Origin of the sequence: Kitasatospora sp. NPDC058406, from assembly GCF_042722765.1 — a bacterium.
In the GTDB taxonomy this organism is placed as follows: domain Bacteria; phylum Actinomycetota; class Actinomycetes; order Streptomycetales; family Streptomycetaceae; genus Kitasatospora.
This window is the reverse complement of record NZ_JBHXKE010000189.1, coordinates 1-19,823: the sequence shown is the minus strand read 5'-3', so window position 1 is coordinate 19,823 and position 19,823 is coordinate 1. Positions and strand designations below refer to the sequence as shown.

16 protein-coding genes and 1 tRNA gene are annotated in these 19,823 nt (G+C 74.7%); 9 read left to right on the top strand and 8 right to left on the bottom strand.

Features of this window, described 5'->3' with window-relative positions:
- Positions 1-50: 50 nt before the first annotated feature.
- Both ACFWOG_RS29650 and ACFWOG_RS29645 read right to left on the bottom strand, forming a co-directional pair.
- A tRNA-Leu gene (locus ACFWOG_RS29650) sits at positions 51-134 on the bottom strand.
- A 70-nt stretch (positions 135-204) separates the two neighbouring features.
- Entirely contained in the window at positions 205-1,530 is a 1,326-nt protein-coding gene (locus ACFWOG_RS29645; protein ID WP_329949394.1) for a hypothetical protein, read from the bottom strand.
- A gap of 355 nt (positions 1,531-1,885) precedes the next feature.
- Between ACFWOG_RS29645 and ACFWOG_RS29640 the strand changes: the two genes are divergently transcribed.
- On the top strand, positions 1,886-2,647 hold the full coding sequence (locus tag ACFWOG_RS29640; RefSeq protein ID WP_380361908.1) for a hypothetical protein: 762 nt from the start codon (positions 1,886-1,888) through the stop codon (positions 2,645-2,647).
- Between the two features lie 42 nt (positions 2,648-2,689).
- On the opposite strand, the gene ACFWOG_RS29635 is transcribed toward ACFWOG_RS29640, so the two are convergent.
- Both ACFWOG_RS29635 and ACFWOG_RS29630 read right to left on the bottom strand, forming a co-directional pair.
- Complete coding sequence (locus ACFWOG_RS29635; protein WP_329949392.1) at positions 2,690-3,190, bottom strand: cupin domain-containing protein; 501 nt, start codon at positions 3,188-3,190, stop codon at positions 2,690-2,692.
- A 113-nt stretch (positions 3,191-3,303) separates the two neighbouring features.
- The gene (locus ACFWOG_RS29630) at positions 3,304-4,419 is read right to left on the bottom strand and encodes an FAD-dependent monooxygenase (RefSeq protein ID WP_380361906.1); all 1,116 of its coding nucleotides are present in this window, start codon (positions 4,417-4,419) and stop codon (positions 3,304-3,306) included.
- Positions 4,420-4,615: 196 nt separating this feature from the next.
- On the opposite strand from ACFWOG_RS29630, the gene ACFWOG_RS29625 reads away from it, so the two are divergent.
- Complete coding sequence (locus ACFWOG_RS29625) at positions 4,616-5,662, top strand: TetR/AcrR family transcriptional regulator C-terminal domain-containing protein (RefSeq protein WP_380361911.1); 1,047 nt, start codon at positions 4,616-4,618, stop codon at positions 5,660-5,662.
- Here the strand turns inward: ACFWOG_RS29625 and ACFWOG_RS29620 are convergent.
- Complete coding sequence (locus ACFWOG_RS29620; protein ID WP_329949389.1) at positions 5,659-6,624, bottom strand: helix-turn-helix domain-containing protein; 966 nt, start codon at positions 6,622-6,624, stop codon at positions 5,659-5,661. The genes ACFWOG_RS29625 and ACFWOG_RS29620 overlap by 4 nt on opposite strands.
- A 97-nt stretch (positions 6,625-6,721) precedes the next feature.
- Between ACFWOG_RS29620 and ACFWOG_RS29615 the strand changes: the two genes are divergently transcribed.
- Both ACFWOG_RS29615 and ACFWOG_RS29610 read left to right on the top strand, forming a co-directional pair.
- Entirely contained in the window at positions 6,722-7,345 is a 624-nt protein-coding gene (locus tag ACFWOG_RS29615) for a cysteine hydrolase family protein (protein ID WP_329949388.1), read from the top strand.
- Positions 7,346-7,457: 112 nt separating this feature from the next.
- Positions 7,458-8,375 carry a sigma-70 family RNA polymerase sigma factor gene (locus ACFWOG_RS29610; RefSeq protein WP_380361903.1) on the top strand — a complete coding sequence of 306 codons (918 nt, stop codon included), beginning with the start codon at positions 7,458-7,460 and terminating at the stop codon, positions 8,373-8,375.
- A gap of 83 nt (positions 8,376-8,458) precedes the next feature.
- On the opposite strand, the gene ACFWOG_RS29605 is transcribed toward ACFWOG_RS29610, so the two are convergent.
- The 3 genes from ACFWOG_RS29605 to ACFWOG_RS29595 all read right to left on the bottom strand — a co-directional run bounded on the left by ACFWOG_RS29605 (position 8,459) and on the right by ACFWOG_RS29595 (position 11,384).
- Positions 8,459-9,925, bottom strand: coding sequence for a hypothetical protein (locus ACFWOG_RS29605; protein WP_380361901.1), 1,467 nt, complete (start codon positions 9,923-9,925; stop codon positions 8,459-8,461).
- A gap of 178 nt (positions 9,926-10,103) precedes the next feature.
- Positions 10,104-10,751 (bottom strand): DinB family protein, encoded by a 648-nt coding sequence (locus ACFWOG_RS29600; RefSeq protein ID WP_380361899.1) that lies wholly within the window; start codon positions 10,749-10,751, stop codon positions 10,104-10,106.
- A 57-nt stretch (positions 10,752-10,808) separates the two neighbouring features.
- A complete protein-coding gene (locus ACFWOG_RS29595) occupies positions 10,809-11,384 on the bottom strand; it encodes a nucleosidase (RefSeq protein WP_329881982.1) in 576 nt (191 codons plus the stop codon).
- A 395-nt stretch (positions 11,385-11,779) separates the two neighbouring features.
- On the opposite strand from ACFWOG_RS29595, the gene ACFWOG_RS29590 reads away from it, so the two are divergent.
- The 5 genes from ACFWOG_RS29590 to ACFWOG_RS29570 all read left to right on the top strand — a co-directional run bounded on the left by ACFWOG_RS29590 (position 11,780) and on the right by ACFWOG_RS29570 (position 19,603).
- A complete protein-coding gene (locus ACFWOG_RS29590; RefSeq protein ID WP_380361897.1) occupies positions 11,780-13,105 on the top strand; it encodes a hypothetical protein in 1,326 nt (441 codons plus the stop codon).
- Between the two features lie 15 nt (positions 13,106-13,120).
- Positions 13,121-14,071 carry a glutamate ABC transporter substrate-binding protein gene (locus ACFWOG_RS29585; protein WP_380361895.1) on the top strand — a complete coding sequence of 317 codons (951 nt, stop codon included), beginning with the start codon at positions 13,121-13,123 and terminating at the stop codon, positions 14,069-14,071.
- A gap of 160 nt (positions 14,072-14,231) precedes the next feature.
- Entirely contained in the window at positions 14,232-15,599 is a 1,368-nt protein-coding gene (locus ACFWOG_RS29580; RefSeq protein ID WP_329949382.1) for a hypothetical protein, read from the top strand.
- Positions 15,600-15,604: 5 nt separating this feature from the next.
- Positions 15,605-18,190, top strand: a complete 2,586-nt coding sequence (locus ACFWOG_RS29575) for a tetratricopeptide repeat protein (RefSeq protein ID WP_380361892.1) — start codon at positions 15,605-15,607, stop codon at positions 18,188-18,190.
- A gap of 3 nt (positions 18,191-18,193) precedes the next feature.
- Complete coding sequence (locus ACFWOG_RS29570) at positions 18,194-19,603, top strand: PP2C family protein-serine/threonine phosphatase (RefSeq protein ID WP_380361890.1); 1,410 nt, start codon at positions 18,194-18,196, stop codon at positions 19,601-19,603.
- Positions 19,604-19,823 lie beyond the last annotated feature (220 nt).

Here is a 19,823-nt window from a genome sequence, read left to right as displayed (position 1 = left end):
ATCCGACGTGAAGTCGGTTCGACCGGCCGTTCCGGGTCGGTTGACCAATGTGCGCGAGGGGGGAGTTGAACCCCCACGCCCTTTCGGGCACTGGAACCTGAATCCAGCGCGTCTGCCTATTCCGCCACCCGCGCATCTGGGTGATGGGTAAACCATAGCCCATGCGCAGGGGTGCTTCGAACCAATTCGGCGAGGCGTGCCAGGTCAGCGCCCGACGCGCGCCACGATCCAGTCGATCAGGCCGCCGGAGATGTGGCTGTGCTCGTGGTTGTCCGTGTCGAAAGCGACCTCGTCCAGGTGACCGTTCTCGAGGTCGGCGTCGGTGATGGACAGCGTCGGGGCGACGTCCCACTTCACCGGGTCGAAGGCCAGCGCCGCCGCGCTGACCGACGGCACGAACGTCCCGCTGCGGAAGTCGTCGGAGATCTTCGCCTTCAGCGCGTCCGCGACCTTGCCGAAGGAGTCCAGCGTGCCGCCGGGCGCCCCGTCCAGCGCCGGGACGTCGGTGGTCGTGCTGCGGCGGACCGCCAGGCCCAGGTGCATGCCGCCGATCTTCTGCTTCTCGCCCCTCTCGGCCTGGAACCGGGCCGTCGCGCTGGCGATCAGGGCCTGCCAGTCGAACGCCACCTCGCCCGCCGGCAGCGGGAGGCCGACCCCGTCGCGCCGGCCGTTGGAGACCCCGAGCTTGAGCGGGACGGCCGGGAAGTCGCCGAACCGCCGGAGGTCCTCCAGGAACTCCTTGCGCAGCGGGCTGGACGTCGCCACCGGTCCCGAGTACTTGGAGTTCTCCACCCAGGCCCAGAGCAGCTGCTGGGCGGCAGGGCTGCGGATCAGGTCGGCCTGCTTGACCCCGCCGGGGCCGGCCGGGGTGACGTCCTCGAAGAAGTACGCCAGCTGCTGGAGGATCAGCGGGATCCAGGCGCCGTTGTGCGGCGTGTCGTAGGAGAGGTACGTCCCGGTCTGGTGATCCACCTTCTGGGTCTCCAGCTTGGCGAGCGCGAAGCGGGTGATCATGCCGCCCATGCTCACCCCTCCGACGGTGAGCCGCTCGTCGCCGACGCGCTCCGCGATCACCCGGAGGATGCCGTCGATCGCGACCTCGGCGTTGGCCTGGATGTAGGTGTGCCGCTCCTCGAAGCCGAGGAGGACCACGTCGATGCCCTGGCCGAGCAGTTGGTCGAAGAGGCCCTGCTTGCCGTCGTACGGGGTGTTGAAGTACGCGAAGAGGCCGGGAAGGTCACTCGGGCCGTAGTTGAAACCGTCCGCGAAGACGAACGGCCGGCGCAGGCCGATCTTCGGGTTGGCGTAGTAGACCGCGGCCTTGCCCCGGGCGGTCCGGTCCTTGTACGTGCCGCTCAGATCCCAGACCACGTCGGCCTCCCGGCCGCCGCCCTCCGAGCGCTCCAGCGCACCGGCGAACCACACCTCGGGCGAGAGGGTGGCGGCAAGCTCCGCCACCTCTGCCGAACCGGGCTCCGCCTGCCCCTCCTTGAGTGCGAGGGCTACGTCGATCCTGGATTCCTGTGCCATGGCTACCGCCTCAGTCCGATCCAATGGAGATCATCCGCATACGATGGGCGACTGTAACGGCTCGATCACACAGCGCACCAGGACATGACCGGTACTGGTCGAAAGCGATCCGAACGGACCGATCGGGAGCGGAAATCGCCGCTTCGGAGGGAGGCGGGGGCGAGCCGGCCGGAGTCCGGCGCTCCCCCGGAGCCACCCCCGGAGCGGGGTTCGGCCAACTCCCCCGCACCCTGGCCGATGACGCGCCCGGCGGGTCCGGCGACCCCGGCAGCCCCGGCGGCCCCGGCCGCGCGCGTCCGGCGGACGGCCGGGCACCCACTTCCACCGACCGGCGAATCCGACCTAACGTTGCGTCATGCAGCCGGTACGGATCGATCGTTCGGACCCGGACGTGCTCGACCTCGTCCTCTGGGAGCGCGGCGGCTCCCTCCGCTACGCGTTCGCGACCTCGCTCGGGTCGGCGCTGGCCGTGCCCGCACTGTTCCTCGTCGGCGCGCTCGCCTCCGGCCCCGTGGCGGTCCTCATGCTCCTCACCGGCACGGGATGGGGGCCGGTCTGGTCGGTGGCCGCCCTCATCGGTGGCGCGGCGGCGGTCGCCGGGTGGGCGTTCCTCACCCGCAGCGCCTTCCACGAGGTGCACCGGCTCCGCTTCGCCCCCGCGGACGGGCCGGCCACGGTCACCCTCGTCCGGGGTGCACGGGTCGGACGCCCCATGCCCGTCACCGAACTGCGGCGGATCCGGATCGACCGCTCCACCGAGGCACCCCACGGGGGCGACCCGCGCCCGGCCGCCCTCACCGTCACCCTGACCGCACAGTTCGCCCGCCACCGGCTGGCACCCAAGTCGCTCCCGCCGGACACCGACGCCGACGCCCTGCACCGGGAGCTGCGCGAGGCGCTCTCCCCCGCGGTCCCGGTGGAACTGCGGATCCGGCACCGCCCGCACCCCGAGCCCGCACCGCCCGGCGGGCCGCCCGACGCGCCACTCGACGTGCCGCCCGGCCTGTCCCCGGCTGCCCGGCCGGGACCCGCACCACCGCCGCCGTCGGCGCGTGCGCGACGACGCCCGGACGCGCGGCGGGGCGCCCGTGGCCGCAGCCGCCCGGCCCGCGACTGACGCCGGGGCCCGGCCCGGGGACCGGAGCCCCTTCCCGGCAGGTCACTTGCCGGCTGCGGCCGCCAGGGTGGCGCGCCACAGCGGGCTGTCCACGTAGTGGTTGTCGTACAGCTCGGAGGAGTCCTTGATCTCCTGCGGGCTCGCCTCGCCGCGCATCACCCGGCCGAGCAGCCGCAGGTAGTCGAAGCGGGGCATGCCCGGCGTGAACACGAAGAGCACGTCGGCCGCGGAGCCGGGTGCGGCGGCGAAGGCGTGCGGGGCGTGCGGGGGGACGAGCAGGAAGTCACCCGCGCCGAGGGTCTCCACCGTGTCCTCGACCAGCACCTGGAGCGCACCGCCGATGACGAAGAACAGCTCGGAGGCCCGGGTGTGGAAGTGGGCCGGGGCGCCGACGGCCCCCTCGGCGAAGGAGGAACGGTAGCTGGTGATCGGGCTGCCGTCGGTCCCGCAGTCGGCGAGCAGGGTCATGACGCTGCTCGGGTCGCTGGTGGTCTCGGCGGTGGCGGCGCGGGTCAGCAGCGGCTTCAGCGGGCTGGCGGTCATGGTGGTGCTCCCCCGGATCGGGCGGTCCCGGCTCCCTGCCGCGACCTCGTGATGATCACTCTAAGGTCGGATGCGACCAGGAACATGGTGCATTCAGCCGTCGGAATCATGGGTCAATTCGCGTCCAGGGAGATCGCGTTCTTCGCCCGCTCGACCGACTCCTCGGACGCCGGGCCGCCCGGGTTCTCGGTGGCGAGCGCCTGGTTGAGGTCGACGAACGGGCGCATCCGCCGCTCGTAACGGTCGAAGGCCGGGGCGTGCCCCTCCCCGGCCGCACGGGCCCGGCCGAGTTCGTCGGCCAGCAGGTGGGCGCCGACCAGGGCGAGGCCGGTCCCCTGGCCCGACAGCGGCGAGGCGCAGTACCCGGCGTCCCCGAGCAGGACGGCGCGGCCCGCGGACCAGCGGTCCAGGTGGATCTGCGCCATCGCGTCGGCGTAGAAGCCGGTCGAACGGTGCAGCGCCGCCAGCAGCCGGGGCGTCTCCCAGCGGAGTTCCGCCATCCGCTCCGCGACCAGCGTCCGCGCCGCATCGCCGTCCCGCTCGACGGCCTCCTCGCTCCTCCAGCCGAAGGTGACCCGCAACTCCCGGTTGTCGCGCACGGGGTAGACGCCGTAGCCGGCTTCCCCGTCGCGGTGCCAGACCTGCCAGTCCTCCAGGCCGAGGAAGTTGTCGGCCTCGAAGATCGCGACGTGGGTGCCGAGCGGATGCAGGAACCGCCCCTCCGGGCCGAAGGCCAGCCGGCGGACCCGCGAGTGGAGTCCGTCCGCGCCGACCACCAGGTCGAAGGTGCGGGGCCGCCCGCGCTCGAAGGCGACGTGGATGCCGTGCTCGTCCTCGCGGAGCTCGGCGATGCTGTCGCCGTGGACGAACTCGGCCTCACCGGAGGCGTGTTCGGCCAGGATCGCGACCAGGTCCTCGCGCAGCAGCTCGACGTCACCGCTGTCCAGACGGCCGCTGCTGTAGGTCGCCTCGGTGGAGCGGTGCACCTCGTTGCCGTCGGCGTCGACGACGGACATGCCGCGCATCCTGGTCCGGACGGCACGGACCTGCTCGCCCAGCCCCATCCGCTCGATCACGTCGAGGGCGACGCCCCGGATGTCGACCGCCTGGCCGCCGGCGCGGGGGCCGGGGGCCAGCTCGACCACCGTCGGGGCGAAGCCGTTGCGGTGCAGCAGGTGGGCGAGCGCGGTGCCGGCGACTCCGCCACCGGAGATGAGGACGGTCTTCACGGGTGCTCCCTGTTCGGCTTCGTACGCTGTAAGCGACCTGAATGTACGACGTAAATTCAGGGCGCCGCAAGCGCCCTCCACGCCGCTTGGGCCCAGTTCTGAGCTAGGACAGGACGGCCGGGACCGCCATCGGCGCTGCTAGGGTCTGAGCTAGTACAGAGCGGCCGCCCCCACGAAATACCTCACCCGAGGAGCCCTGCCCGTGGCACCGGACACAGCCCCGCCCCCCTTCCGGCGCATCGCCGCCGAACTGCGGCGGCGCATCAGCACCGGGGAGCTCTCGCCCGGCGAGCGGGTGCCCTCGACCCGACGGATCGCCCAGGAGTGGGGCGTCGCCCTCGCCACCGCCACCAAGGCGCTGACCGTGCTGCGCCTGGAGGGCCTGGTGGAGGCTCTCCCCCGGGTCGGCACCGTGGTGGCCACGCCCGCCACGCCCGCCACGCCCTCCGCGACGACCACGGCCACCGGGGCCGACGCACCGGCTCCCGCGCGTCCGCACCAGCCCGCTCGGCACCAACACCCGCAGGAAGGCGAGTTGAGCCGCGAGCGGATCGTCCGGGCCGCCCTCGACCTGGCCGATGCGGAAGGCCTCCCCGCCCTCTCGATGCGCGCCGTGGCGGCCCGGCTCGGAGTCTCGGCGATGTCCCCGTACCGGTACGTCACCAGCAAGGACGAACTCGTCCTGCTCGCCGCCGACGCCGCGTTCGGCGACGCCTCCTACCCCGCCGAGCCGCCCGCCGGCTGGCGGCCCCGCCTGGAACTGAGCGCCCGCACCCTCTGGGCGCTGTTCCGGCGTCACCCCTGGCTCGCCCAGCTCAGCCCGGTCACCCGGCCGCTGATGCTGCCCAACCTGCTGGCCCACGCCGAGTGGGCGCTCGCCGCACTGGACGGCCACGGCCTGGACCCCACGACGATGATGGACGTCCACGTCCTGCTGTACAGCTACATCGAGGGCATCGCCGTCAACCTGGAGCGCGAGGCACAGGCCCAGTCCTCCACCGGCGTCACCGCCGACCAGTGGACGGACAGCCGGGTCCCCGCCCTCGGCCCGCTCGCCGACTCGGGCCGCTTCCCGGTCTTCACCCGCCTGATGGCGGACCTCGCGAGCGGCTACGACCTGGACCTGGACGCCCTGTTCGAGTTCGGCCTGGCCAACCTCCTGGACGGCCTGACGCCCCGGATCGAGAGCGCCGGAGCCGACCGGGCGGCCCGAATCACCGGTGGCGGCCGGCCCCGGGCCTAGAGCTCCCGGCCCCGGAAGGCGCGGCGGTACTCGCGCGGGGCCACGCCGACCCGGGTGGTGAAGGCGGGGCGCAGCGAGACGGCTGAGCCGAAGCCGCAGCGGACGGCGACCGCGTCCACCGGCAGGTCGGTCTCCTCCAGCAGCCGCTGGGCCGTCAGCACCCGCTGTTCCAGCAGCCAGCGCAGCGGCGTGGTCCCGGTGGCGGCGACGAAGCGGCGGGCGAAGGAGCGCTCCGACATCAGGGCGAGTCCGGCCATCCGGCGGACCGTCCACGGGGAGTCCAGCGCGGCCAGGACCTCGGCGCGGGCCCGGACCAGCGGGTCGTCCCCGTCCGCACCGCCGTCCTCCGGGACCGGGGACGGGATGAACTGCGCCTGCCCGCCCGAGCGGAACGGCGCGGTGACCATCGCGCGGGCGATGCTCGCGGCGGCCCGTTCGCCGTGGGCGGCACGGACCAGGTGCAGGCAGAGGTCGATGCCGGCCGCCACCCCCGCCGAGGTCCAGATCTGCCCCTCGCCCGTGAACAGCACCTCGGGCCGGACGTCCACCGCCGGGAAGCGCCGGGCGAGTTCGCCTGCGAGCGCCCAGTGGGTGGTGGCCGGGCGGCCGTCGAGCAGCCCCGCCTCCGCGAGCACGAACGCACCCGCGCAGAGCGAGGCGACGGTGACGCCGCGCTCGTGCGCGGCGCGCAGCGCGGCGGGCACGGCGGGGTCGCGCGGCTCGTACGGCCGCTCCATCCCGGGGACGACGACCAGGTCGCACTCGGCGAGCGCGTCCAGGCCGTGGTCCGGCACCCGCTCCAGGCCGCCGCCGAGCCGCACCCGGGCGCCGGCCGGGCCGCAGACCCGCAGCTCGAAGTCGGGCAGTCCGGGCCGGCTCGGCCGGTTGTCCCAGACCTCCCCGATCACCGCGTAGTCGAAGGCCCGGACGCCGTCGAAGACCAGACACCCCACCGTGCGCACGACCGTCCACCCTCTCCCTGCCGGTTGGCAGGATCATATCGATGGGTGGCCCCACCGCCCCTCACTCCGCCGGGAGGGGCCGCCGCACGATGGACGCATGACGAACACCAGCGCCTTCGACGCCCCGCTCACCATCGCCCCCGACTCCGTCCTCGTGGTCATCGACGTCCAGAAGGGCTTCGAGGACACCGCGTTCTGGGGCGAACGCGACAACCCCGGGGCCGAACGACGGATCGGCGAACTGATCGACGTGTGGCAGGCCACCGGACGGCCGATCGTGACCGTGCAGCACGTCTCCCCCACCGGGCCGCTCGCGGAGGGCACCCCGGGCCACGAGCTGAAGGACTTCGTGGCGGCGGTCGAACCGGACCTGCACATCACCAAGACCGTGAACAGCGCCTTCTACGGCACGCCGGACCTGCACGCCTGGCTCCGGGAGCGGGGCGCGGAGCAGGTCGTCATCGTCGGCATCATCACGAACGTCTGCAACGAGACCACCGCGCGGATGGCCGGCAACCTCGGGTACGACGCGGTCTTCCCGATCGACGCGATGCACGCGTTCGACATGGCCGGGCCCGACGGGGTCACCGTCCCGGCCGCCGAACTGGCCCGGGCCACCGGCGCGGTGCTGCACGCGATGCGGTTCGCCAAGGTGGTCACCGCGGAGTCGGTGGTGACGGCGGCGAGGGCCGGCGGGCCGGTGACCGCCGGGCGGTCCTGACCGCCGCCGTCGGGCACTTCGCATCCCCGCCGGAAGTTGATCTTCCGGTCGGAGCCGCCGGGTCGCGCGGTTCCGGAGCGACGGCCCACGGCGACGAAGGAATGTGACACGGGTGGACGAGAAAGCACTGCCGGCCGAACTCTTCGAGGCGCACCGGTCCCATCTGCGGGCCGTCGCCTACCGGATGCTCGGCTCGATCAGCGAGGCCGAGGACGCCGTCCAGGACACCTGGCTGCGGTACGACCGGACCGACACCGCCGACGTCGAGAACCTCGGCGGCTGGCTGACCACGGTGGCCGGGCGGATCTGCCTCAACCAGCTCCGGTCGCGCGCCCGGCGGCGCGAGGAGTCCTTCGAGTCGCGGGCCGAGGCGGGTGTCGCCGAGGTGCCCCGGATACCGGACCCGCTGATCGGGTGCGCGGACGCCGTCGACCCCGAACAGGAGGTGCTGCTGGCCGACTCGGTCGGTCTGGCCCTGATGGTCGTGATGGAGTCGCTGTCGCCCGCCGAGCGGGTCGCGTTCGTCCTGCACGACCTGTTCGCGGTGCCGTTCGACGAGATCGCGCCGCTGATCGAGAAGACCGGGGCGGCCACCCGCCAGCTGGCCGGCCGGGCCCGCCGCAAGGTCCAGGGGCAGGCGCCCGCCCCGGACCGGGACCTCGCCCGGCAGCGGGTGGCCGTCGACGCCTTCTTCGCCGCCACCCGGGACGGCGACCTCGACGCGCTGCTCGCCGTCCTCGCCCCGGACGTGGTGCTGCGCGCCGACGGTTCGGCCGGCCGGGACCGCCGGCCGGTGGTCCTCAACGGCGCCCGCACGGTGGCCGGCCAGGCGGTCATGTTCCGCAGCCTCTCGCCGTACGCGCGCCCGGCGCTCGTCAACGGCGCGGCGGGGGTCGTGGTGGTCGGTGCCAACGGACGGCCGGTCTCGATCATGGCCTTCACGGTGGTCGGCGGCACGATCGCGGCCATCGACGTGCTGAGCGACCCGGAGCGGCTCGCCGCGCTGGACCTGGCGGCGTTCGGCGCGTAGGGCCGACGGCGTCCGGGCGGCGGACGGCCGCCCCCGCCCGGGGAAGTCCGGTGCGAGGGGCGGCCGTCGGCGGTCTGCGGGGCTCAGCCCTTCCTGGAGAGGAAGTCGTAGGCGCCCGCCGCGACGTCGTCCAGGTAGGGGCCGGCCTGGAACTTCGGCTCGCCGGTGTGCTTGCCGACCGAGACGTTGCTGACCAGCACCGGTTGGCCGTCCTTCACCGCCAGCCAGCCGCCGCCGCTGGAACCGCCCGTCATGGTGCAGCCGATGGCGTGCATCGGCGGGCGGCTCGGCTCGTACGACAGCCGGGACGGCCGGCCGCTCTCGCAGCGGTTGAGCTCCATGCCGTCGAACGGCGCGGCCGCCGGGTAGCCGTACTCGGAGATGGTCAGCTGCTCGCGCGGGGCGTTGAACCAGACCGGCACCGCGCCGCCGACCGTCTCCTCCAGCGACTTGGCACCGTCGGCGGGCTTCACCCGGATGATCGCGAAGTCGTAGTGGGTCGCCGGGTCGCCGCCCTTGCCGCCCTCCGCCTTCCACTGCGGGGAGGTCACCGCCTGGGTGGCGTTCCAGATGCCGAACGGCGCGTACTGGGACTCGTCCGCCTGCTTGCCCCCGCTCAGCGCACCGTTGCTGTTGAACGCCGGTATGAAGGAGAGGTTGCTGAAGAACGCGCCGCCCCGGCCCTGGTGGACGCAGTGGCCGGCGGTCCAGACCAGGTTGCTCCTGCCGGGGTGGGCCGGGTCGGCGACCACGGTGGCGGAGCACTGGAAGTGGTTGAGCCCGCCGGCGGCGGCCGCGCCGCTGCCCGGCTCGTCGGCGAACAGCTTCCCGTGCACGCCGAGCTTGGTGTACGGGTGCGGGAGGGGCTGGGCGTTGACCGTCTTGGGCAGCGGGTCGTTGCCGTTGTCGGCCGGCTGGGCGGGCTGGGAGGGCTGGGAGGGCTTCGCGGGCTGGGACGGCTGTCCCGGCTGGGCGGGGGCCTGCGTCGGCTGGCCGGCGGGCGGCTGGGCCGGCGGCGCCGGGGCCTGCGAGGCCGGCTGCTGGGTGCTGGACGGCTTCGGCGCCGCCGGGGTGGTCGGCTGCCCCGGCTGGGTGGGCTGGCCGGCCGGCGGCTTGGTGCCCGGTGCGGACGGCACGGACGGCGCCCCCGGCGCCGTCGGCTGGGCCGGGGCCTGCGTCGGCGGGGCGGGCTGCGTGGGCTGGGCGGGCGGCTGGGCCGGCGGTGCGGTGGGCGGCGCAGGCGGCGCGATCGGCTCGTCGGGCTTGGCCTTGAGCAGCTTGTCCAAGGTCCAGAAGCCCTTGGCGGCGGCCGGGAGGGCGTAGTCCTTCGCCCACTTCTCCCAGTCGTCGAACTTCCACTTCTTCAGCTCGTCCAGATTGGCCGGCAGTCCGAGGTTCGGCTGCGCGCCGGCCGTGACGGCGACGTCGGCCGAGCTGTTCTCCGGACCGCAGGCCGCGGTGGTGAGCAGGGTCAGCGCGAGAACGGACGCCCCCAGCGCACTCCCCGCGGTGCGAACGGAGCGACGGGCATTTCTACCTGACGATGACATGAACTTCTGATCCCCCTGTGTGAAAACGCACGGCGCCGCCGCAACGGCGCCGACGGTGCGCGGGGGAGTATTCCACTGACCGTCAGCGAGGCGTCCACCCGCCCCGTCGACGGCGGGAACGGCGGGAACGGCGGGGACCGCGCGGACGGCGGGAACGGCGGGTCGCGGCCGGAGACCGTCAGCGACCGACCGCACCGTCCAACTGCTCGCGGAGGATGTCGGCGTGCCCGGCGTGCCGCCCGGTCTCCTCGATCATGTGCACCAGCAGCCAACGCATCGACGGCGCCTCGCCGTCGGGCCGCAGCGACCGCGCCCCGGGGCGGTCCAGCTCCGCCGCCGCACCGATCACCGCGTTCGCCCGGACGATCGCCTCCCGGTACGCGGCCACCGACTCCGCCACCGTCTCGTCGCCGGGCGAGAGCGCTTCGTCGTCCCACAGCTCGACGTCGTCACCCCGGTACGCCCAGAGGAACCAGTTCAGTTCGACGGCGGAGAGGTGGCGCACCAGCCAGAGCAGGCTGGTCCCGGACGCCACCCCGGGCCGCCGGGCGTCCTCGTCGGACAGGCCGTCCGTCTTGGCGATCACGCAGGCGCGCAGGTAGTCCAGGAAGGTGAGCAGCGTGGTGTGCTCGTCGGCGTCGACCCCCGGCGGGCGCAGGTCGGCCCGCCCGCCCGCACGGCCCTCGTCCACCGGCCTCCCGGTCGCCACGTCCCCGGTCGCCACCCCGCCGATCGCGGAATCGCCGGTCACGCAATCGCCGGTCGCGGATTCACCGGTCACGGATTCGTCGCTCGCGCCGCCATCGGCCACGGTGTTCTCGGTCACGCCCGCCACCCTAACCACGGGCACCGGCCCGACGGCCCCGGCGGAGCCGACCGGTCCTCACCAGCCCTGGCCGTGGAGCCAGTCGGCGAGGTGACGGGCGCAGGTGTCGACGGACTCGCGCCAGGTGTGGGCGGCACCGTCGCCGGCCTCGTCGCTCACGTGCTTGACCAGGCGGACCGGGACGCCGGCGCGGTGGGCCACGGTCGCGACGGCGTAGCCCTCCATGTCGACCAGGTCGGCGTGCTCGGCCAGCCGGTCACGGGCGGCCGGGTCCGAGACGAAGAGGTCGCCGGTGGCCAGCACCGGGCCGTCGCCCTTGCCGACGACCAGGGGGGCGCCGTACGTCCGGCCGGTCAGTGCGAACAGGGCGGGGGTGTCGATGTCGTGCTGGATCACCTGGGTGACGGTGTGGGTGCCCTCCCAGCCGGGGCGCAGGGCTCCGGCGGTACCGAGGTTGACCACCTCGGAGGGGTGGGTCTCCCGGGCGAGGACGGTGGCCAGTGCGGCGGCCGCGTTGAGCTTGCCGATGCCGGTCAGCAGGACCGGGAGCCGGTCGCCGAGGTGGGCGGCCTCCTCCCGGACGGCGACGACGAGCAGCGGACGGTCGGCGGAGATCGTTCCCAGAAGACGCATGCCGCCATCGTACGGAGCGGCTGCCCCCGTCACCGGACCGGCACAAGCGGACCCCAGCCCTCCGACTGTCCGGGGAACCGCATAGGGTGCTTCCCGCGTCGACCCGATCGCCGCCCGCCCCGCACCCTGGGGGCCCGGGGCCCGGGAGACACCCGGTCCGGCGGCGCGCAGCGCTGCGGAGAAGCTCAAGATCGGCGCAACTCGGGTGTGGCCGCGGGGAGTGACGGCCATACTGCTGGCAACGGCCGGGTCCCGAATGCGGGTGCGGGCCACAGGGGAGGGTGAGGCTGGTGGCGACACCGGTTCGTACGAAGGGGTCGGGCGCGCTCGCACCGGGGCGGCCCGACGGTTCATCAGCGGTCGCGCCGGGGCGCGGCGGCCCGGGCCCGGTGGCCGTGGCGACCGGGCCGATCGCCCGGCTGGGGCAGGCCACCCGGACGGCCCCGGGCCGGCTGCGGCTGGCCGGGGCGCTGCTGGCGGTACTGACCCTGGCGTTCGGCGCGCTCACCGCCGCCCAGCTGAACTCCCGGGCGCAGGCCGCGAAGCGGGTCGTCGGGTACAGCCAGCCGCTCAGCCAGGCGGCCGCCGACATCCATCTCTCGCTGGCCGACGCGGACACCACCGCGGCGACCGGCTTCCTGCTGGCGGGCGCCGAGCCGAGGGCCGTCCGGGCCCGTTACGAGCAGGACCTCAGGACGGCGTCCCAGCTGATCTCCGAGGCGGCGGCCCGGACCACCACCTCCTCCCCCGCGCAGGAGTGGCTCTCCACCCTCAACCAGCAGGTCCCGGTGTACGCGGGGCTGGTGGAGAACGCGCGGGCCGAGAACCGGCAGGGATTCCCGCTCGGCGGCGCCTACCTGCGGTACGCCTCCGAGCAGATGCGCACCGGGCTGCTGCCGGCCGCCGAGAAGCTCATCGCGGCCGAGAACGAGGCGCTGGCCGACGACCTCGCGGACGCCCGGGCCACCCCGTGGGCCGGGTACCTGCTGGGTGTGATCGTGCTGACGGCGCTGGTCTGGGTGCAGATGGCGCTGTTCCGGCGGACCAACCGGGTGTTCAACCCGGGGCTGCTGGCGGCGACCGCCGCCGTGCTGGCCGGGGTGCTCTGGCTGACCGTGGCCGCGACCGGCGCCGGCTCCACGCTCCGGCGCGCGGAGCGCGAGGGCGCGGCGCCCCTGCGGGTGCTCAACTCCGCCCGGGTGGACGTACTGACCGCCCGGCTGGCGGAGAACCTGCACCTGGTGGCGCGCGGTTCCAGCGCCAAGTACGCCGAGCTCTGGTCGAAGACCTCCGGGCACCTGGTCGCGACCGACCCCCAGCCCGGCACCGCGCCGACCGGCACGCTGGTGGAGGCGCAGACGCTGGCACCGCCGGAGGCCCGGGGAGCGCTCGACCAGGCGCGGCTCGACTACCAGCAGTGGCGCGAGCGGCACACCGCGGCGAGCGACCTGGAGAACAAGGACGGCGACTACCAGGGCGCCCTGGACGCGACGGTGACGGTCAAGGAGGCGGACGTGCCGAAGACCGCCGACGCCTCGTTCAACGCCGTCGACCAACAGTTGGCCAGGGCCGCCACCCTGGAGGAGGGCCTGTTCAGGGACGCGGCCCTGGGGGTCGACGGGGACCTGCGCACCGCGGCCGTGGCCGTCGCGGTGCTGGGCCTGCTCGCGGCCGCCGCGGCGGTCCGCGGGCTGGGCCGCCGACTGGCCGAGTACCGGTAGAGGGGGGACGGGAAGATGAGCAGGGCAACGGTACGGGCGGCCCGGACGGCGGTGGCGCTGGCGCTGCTGGCCTCCGGCGCGGCGGTCCTCGGCGGGAGCGGGTCGCCGGGCGCGGCGCCGGCGGGCGGCGCGCCGCTGGAGGTGCAGGCGGCCTCGGCGCCCCGGCAGGAGCAGGCGGGCGCCTGCGACGTGTACAGGAGCGTGCCGCCGAGCGGCGAGGACGGGCCCGCGGTGAAGGCCATCAAGGCCAAGCGCAGCCTGGTCATCGGCATCGACCTGAACAGCTACCGCTGGGGCTCGCGCAACCCGAACACCGGTCAGATCGAGGGCTTCGACATCGACCTCGCCCGGGCGATCGGCACCGCGATCATGGGCGACCCGGAGAAGGTGACGCTCAAGGCGGTCCCGACCGCCGAGCGGATCAAGTTCATCCAGGAGGGCCGGGTCGACCTGATCATCCGCACGATGACGATCACCTGCGAGCGGATGGAGCAGGTGTCCTTCTCGCGGCCGTACTTCACCATGAGCCAGCGGGTGGTGGTGCCCAAGTCGTCCACCGCGAAGAACCTCGACGAGGCGCTGAAGGGCACGACCGCCTGCGCCGCGGCCGGTTCCTCGGCCCTGGAGGAGCTGAAGAACCGCCCGATCAAGGAGCTCGTCACCCCGGAGAACAACCTGGACTGCCTGGTGCTGATGCAGCTGGGCAAGGTCGACGCGACGATGACGGACGACGTCCTGGCGGCCAGTCAGGCGGCCCAGGACCAGACCGTCCGGGTGGTGGACGGCGAGGTCCGGCCGGGCGTGATGGGCATCGCGATGCTGAAGACCAGCACCGACCTGACGGCCCGGGTGAACCAGGTGCTCGGCGACTACCACACGAGCGGCGCCTGGCGCGGCACGTACGACCGCTGGCTCAAGCCGTACCTGCTGAACGACGCCGAGCACTACTGGCCGATGCCGCGGTGACGACCCCGAGGGCCGGGACGGCGGGCTCCCGGGAGGCACCCGCTAGGGTCGGGACGGATCTCGGCGGAGGCCCCGCGGAGCACGGGACGGAGCCGGGGACCGCGGAGCGGCGAAGCACGGAACAGGGAACCACGGAGCAGGCGGAGGAGGAGAGAGGGCGTTGGCGGCTTCTGCTGGCCCGGTGCTGAGCCGGGAGGAGGTGGACCGCGCGCTGGCGCGCCTCGGCGCGGAACGCGACGCGGTCGAGTCCGCGCTGCTCTCCCTCCAGGACCACCCCGGGCTGCGGCTGCTCGACGGCGCCGCGCTGTCCGGGCGGACGCAGGAGCGGTGGTCCGTCGCCGGGCAGGGCCTGCCGATGCTCTGGGCGCTGTTCGACCGCTACTCGGAGGCGCTCGCCTCGGCCCGCGCGGTGCGGGCCCGCAAGGCCCGACCGGGCGGGCCCGAACTCGCCGAACTCAGCGAGCTGCTCACCGGCGACGCGGTGACCGTGCCCGGCGGCGCACCGGACGGCGCGCAACTGCTCGGCGCGCCCGCCCGGCTGGTCGAACGGGTCAGCCTGGACGGGCTGATGACCCGGATGAACTCCTGGTACGCCACCGTGCTGGAGGTGGTCTCCGCCGCGGACGCGGTCTGGACGGCGCTGCCCGCCCGGATCGACCTGCTGCTCGCCGAGCTGCGCCGGGTGCAGACCCTGGCCGGCTCGCTCGGCGTGCACCCCGGCGGCCACCCGCTCGGCGACGACCTGGTCGGGCTGGAGACCGACCTGAACGCGCTGCGGGCCGAGGTGCGCAGCGACCCGCTCGCGCTCTGGCGGCCGGCCCGGGTCCCCGCCCAGCGCGGGACCGTCCCGGACGGCGGCGCGCTGGCCACCCCGTCCGGGGTCGTGGACACCGAGCGGTTCGACCGGGCCGGGCGGGCGCTGGACGGCGTCCGGCTGGAGCTGGAGAACCTGCTGCGGCTGCGCGACGACGCCGAGGAGCGCCTGCAGGGCGTCGGCGAGCTGCTGCAGCGGGCCGACGTCACGCTGGCCGAGGCCCGCCGCGCGCGCGGCGAGGTGCTGGCGAAGATCGCCGCGACCGAGGTGCCCGCCGTCCCGGGCCCGGCCTCGGCGCTGCGCGAACGGATCGTGGTCGCCCTGGAGCTGCGGCAGAACGGGCAGTGGTACCGGCTCGCGCCGCTGCTGGACGCGCTGGAGGACGCGGCCGCCAAGGAACTGGCCCGGGCCCGGCAGTCGCTCACCGAGGTGACCCAGCCGCTGGCCTTCCGGGCCGAACTGCGCGGGCGCCTGGACGCGTACAAGGCGATGGCCGCCCGGCTGCGGGTGGCCGAGGACCCGGAAGTGGTGGAGCGGTACGAGAAGGCGCGCTGGCTGCTCTGGAGCGCGCCCTGCGACCTGCGCGCGGCGGCGGGCGCGGTGGCCCGGTTCCAGCAGTCGCTGCGGCCGGCACAGGGCGAGGCGGCACAGGCGCCGGCCGGCGGGGAGCCGGTCGACGGACAGGCGGCACAGGGACAGGGACTGGGGGGCTGAGGGTGATGGGCGAGACGTGCGTACGGCCGGAGTGCACCGGCAGCGGGACGATCGACACGGACGGCTACTGCGACGAGTGCGGCCTCGCCCCGGCGGGCACCTCCTCCGTCTCCGTGAGGACCGCCACCGGCGCGGCCGTACCGGCCGCGCGGCAGGCCGTCCGGGCCCCGGCGGGCCCGGGCCTGCCGTGCCCCCGCGCCTGTTCCGGGACGATCGACGCCGACGGCTACTGCGACGAGTGCGGCCTCACGCCGCCCGAGGGCTCCGGCGGGACCACCTCCGCGCACTCCCCGACCGGGCGCGCCGTCCTCGACCCGGACACCGGTTCCTCGCGCACCGGGTCCTCGCGCACCGGCTCGACCCGCACCGGCTCGTCCCGCACCGGCTCGTCCCGTTCGCTGTCCGGACGCTCCCGCTCGCACCGCTCGACCCGGACCGGCAGCGGCCGGTCGGTCTCGGTGCGCAGCAGCCGGGGCAGCGGCACCGTGGGCACCCGCCACCGGCTGGGCGCCGGCCTCGTGACGGTGCCGACCGTCGCCGCGGCCGACCCCGCGCAGGCGGTGCTGGTGAACCCGGAGGTGCCGGAGCGCAAGCGGTTCTGCTCCAAGTGCGACACCCCGGTGGGCCGGGAGCGGAACGGCACGCCGGGCCGCCCGGAGGGGTTCTGCACCAAGTGCGGCACGCCGTACTCGTTCACGCCGAAGCTGCGCCGGGGCGACCTGGTCGGCGGCCAGTACGAGGTGGTGGGCTGCCTGGCGCACGGCGGGCTCGGCTGGATCTACCTGGCGGTGGACCGGCGGGTCAGCGACAAGTGGGTGGTGCTCAAGGGCCTGCTGGACACCGGGGACGAGGACGCGCTGGCGGTGGCCGTCGCCGAGCGCCGGTTCCTGGCCGAGGTGGACCACCCGAGCATCGTCCGCATCATCAACTTCGCCGAGCACCCGGACCTGCGCACCGGCGCGACCGACGGCTACATCGTGATGGAGTACGTCGGCGGCAAGTCGCTCAAGGACATCGCCAACGAGCGCCGCACCCCGGACGGCCGGCGCGAGCCGCTGCCGGTCGAGCAGGCGATCGCGTACGCGCTGGAGGCGCTGCCCGCGCTGGGCTACCTGCACGCCCGCGGGCTGGTCTACTGCGACTTCAAGATCGACAACGCGATCCAGAGCGGCGACACGCTCAAGATCATCGATATGGGCGCCGTCCGCCGCCTCGACGACGACGGCCCGATCTACGGCACCATCGGCTACCAGGCACCGGAGATCGCCACCGACGGCCCCTCCCCCGCCTCCGACCTCTACACGGTGGCCCGCACCCTCGCGGTGCTCAGCTTCGACTTCCAGGGCTACTCCACCGTCCACCGGGACACCCTGCCCGGCCCGGAGTCCGTGCCGGTCTTCGCCGCGTACGAGTCGTACTACCGCTTCCTCGTCCGCGCCACCGACCCGGACCCGGCCCGCCGGTTCGCCTCCGCCGAGGAGATGGCCGACCAGCTCACCGGCGTCCTGCGCGAGGTGCTGGCCCTCCAGGACGGGCGGGCCCGACCCGCGCCCTCCACCCTGTTCGGCCCCGAACTGCGCGTGGTGGACACCGAGCTGGTCGCACCGACGGTCCGGCCCGGCGAACTGCGGCTGGCCGCCCTCGACCCCGCCGCCGCCGCGCTCGCCCTGCCCGTCCCCCGGGTCGACCCGGCCGACCCCAACGCCGGCTTCCTCGCCGCCCTGTTCGCCACCGGCCCGGGGGAGGCGCTGGCCGCGCTGGAGGGCGCGCTCGCCGACTCCGCCGAGCGCCGGCTCCGCGAGCTGCGCGCCCTGCTCGAACTCGGCCGGCACACCCGGGCCGTCGAGGCCCTCGCCGCATTGGACCAGGAGTACCCGGACGACTGGCGGGTGGTCTGGTACCGGGGCCTGACCTCGCTGGTCTCCGCCGCGGCCGACCCCGGCGCGCCCGACCACGAGGCGCTGCGCGCCGCCGCCGAGGCCTTCGACGCCGTCTACGACGCCTTCCCCGGCGAGGCCGCCCCCAAGCTGGCCCTCGCCGCCTGCGCCGAACTCCTCGGCGACGGCGGCGACGCGGCCGAGTTCTACCGTCTGGTGTGGAGCACCGACCAGAGCTACCTGAGCGCCGCCTTCGGGCTGGCCCGGGTCCGGCTCGCCGACGAGGACCGGGCCGGCGCCGTCGCCGTCCTGGAGTCCGTGCCGGCCACCTCCAGCCAGTACACCCCCGCCCGGATCGCCGCCGTCCGGGCCCGGCTGCGCGAGCGGCCCGCCACCGACCCGCTCGGCGCCGACCTCGGCGCGAGCTCCGAGCAGCTGACCGCGCTGCGCCTGGACGACCGCCGCCGCGAGGAGCTCGCCGTCGAGGTGCTCGGCGCCGCGCTCGGCTGGGTCACCGCCGGGTCACCCGGCGAGACCGGCGTGGGCCGGACAACCGGCGAGGTCAGCGTGCTGGGACGGCCCGCGGTGGAACGGGAACTGCGGTTCGCCCTGGAGCAGTCATACCGGGTACTCGCCCGGTTGGCCGACCGGGCCGAGAACAGGATCGACATGGTGGAGCGGGCCAACCGCGCCCGCCCCAGGACGTGGGTGTAAGAGATGCCGCAGCAGACCGTGTGCCAGAGCTGTGCCGAGCCGATGGACCCGGGGGACGTCTTCTGCGGCTCCTGCGGGGCGAGCCGCGACGGCCGTCCCGCCCCCGGCGCGATGCCGCCCAGCTGGTCCGCAGCCCGGGACGGTGACGAGGGCCACGCGCCGACCCTGCCCGACACGCCCACCGTCCCGGCGCAGAACTCCCAGGGCGCCAACGGCACGCCGGGCCTCCAGGGCGCCGCGGGTGCACCGGGCGCCGCGGGTGCACCGGGCGCCGCGGCTGCGCACGGCGGACCCGCCTGCGCACACTGCGGGCTCCAGCAGGTCACCGGCGACGGCTACTGCGAGGCCTGCGGCCGCGCCCAGCCGCGCCCCCGCGACCACATGGAGAAGGCGCTCGGCGGCGTCGCCGGGGTCAGCGACCGGGGTGTCCGGCACCACCGCAACGAGGACTCCTTCACCGTCGCCGCCACCTCGCTGCCCGGCGGCGAACCGGTCGTGGTGGCCGTGGTCTGCGACGGCGTCTCCTCCTCCGACCGGCCCGACCAGGCCTCCGAGACCGCCGTCGACGCCGCCTCCGAGTCGCTGCTCAGCTCGCTGGAGGCCGGCCAGGAACCGACCGCGGCCATGCGCCGGGCGATCGCCGAAGCCGCCGCCGCCGTGGCCGCCCTGGCCACCGACGGCACCAAGCCGCTCCGGCCCGACGTCAACGCGCCCGCCTGCACCTACGTCAGCGCGATCGCGACCGGCGGCCGGGTCACCATCGGCTGGGTCGGCGACACCCGCGCGTACTGGATCCCGGACGACCGGGTCTCCGCCGAGCCGTTCCGGCTCACCCAGGACGACTCCTGGGCCGCCCGGATGGTCGAGGCCGGGCTGATGGGCGAGGCCGAGGCCTACGCGGACCCGCGCGCCCACGCCATCACCGGCTGGCTCGGCGCCGACGCCGAGGAGGTCGTCCCGCACACCCTCGACTTCACCCCGCACGTTCCCGGCGTGCTGCTGATCTGCACCGACGGACTCTGGAACTACGCCGAGGCCGCCACCGACCTCGCCTACTTCGTCCGTCCGGACGCCCGCACCGAACCGCTCGCCACCGCCCAGACCCTGGTCAAGTTCGCCGTCGCCTCCGGCGGGCACGACAACATCACCGTCGCGGTGATCCCGATCGACCCGCCCCCGGCGGCCGAACCGGCGGAGGGCGAGGACGGCCGGACCGCGACCGCGCTGGACCTTCCGGTGATCACCGCGGCCGGATCCGGGCCGGCGGGCGCGGACGACGAGGACCACGACCCGACCCTGCCGGACATCCCGGTGATCGGCTCCGCCGCCGCTCCGCTGCCCCCGGTCCCGCCCCTCCCCCCGCAGCCGCCGGCCGTCCCCCCGCGCCCGGTCCGGCCCCCGGCGGCCCGCTGAGCCCGGAGGCCGGGACGCCACGCACCGACCGGGCCGGCGGACCGCCGCCACCCGCCACCCCGCTGCACGCCCACCGACCGCCCGCACCATCCGACCATCCGACGGGAGCCACCCGCCCATGGCAACACTGGCCAAGCCGAACCTGCCCAGGTTCGACGTGGAGATCTTCCAGAACGAGTTCCTCGCGGACGGCGCCCGGGAGGTGAACGCCATCGTGACG

What these genes read in the sequence shown, in the direction of transcription:
- ACFWOG_RS29585 (WP_380361895.1), top strand. Translation starts at nt 13,121, where the DNA reads ATGAGCAGGGCAACGGTACGGGCGGCCCGGACGGCGGTGGCGCTGGCG.
- ACFWOG_RS29595 (WP_329881982.1), bottom strand. Translation starts at nt 11,384, where the DNA reads ATGCGTCTTCTGGGAACGATCTCCGCCGACCGTCCGCTGCTCGTCGTC.
- ACFWOG_RS29635 (WP_329949392.1), bottom strand. Translation starts at nt 3,190, where the DNA reads ATGACCGCCAGCCCGCTGAAGCCGCTGCTGACCCGCGCCGCCACCGCC.
- ACFWOG_RS29570 (WP_380361890.1), top strand. Translation starts at nt 18,194, where the DNA reads ATGCCGCAGCAGACCGTGTGCCAGAGCTGTGCCGAGCCGATGGACCCG.
- ACFWOG_RS29575 (WP_380361892.1), top strand. Translation starts at nt 15,605, where the DNA reads ATGGGCGAGACGTGCGTACGGCCGGAGTGCACCGGCAGCGGGACGATC.
- ACFWOG_RS29645 (WP_329949394.1), bottom strand. Translation starts at nt 1,530, where the DNA reads ATGGCACAGGAATCCAGGATCGACGTAGCCCTCGCACTCAAGGAGGGG.
- ACFWOG_RS29640 (WP_380361908.1), top strand. Translation starts at nt 1,886, where the DNA reads ATGCAGCCGGTACGGATCGATCGTTCGGACCCGGACGTGCTCGACCTC.
- ACFWOG_RS29605 (WP_380361901.1), bottom strand. Translation starts at nt 9,925, where the DNA reads ATGTCATCGTCAGGTAGAAATGCCCGTCGCTCCGTTCGCACCGCGGGG.
- ACFWOG_RS29615 (WP_329949388.1), top strand. Translation starts at nt 6,722, where the DNA reads ATGACGAACACCAGCGCCTTCGACGCCCCGCTCACCATCGCCCCCGAC.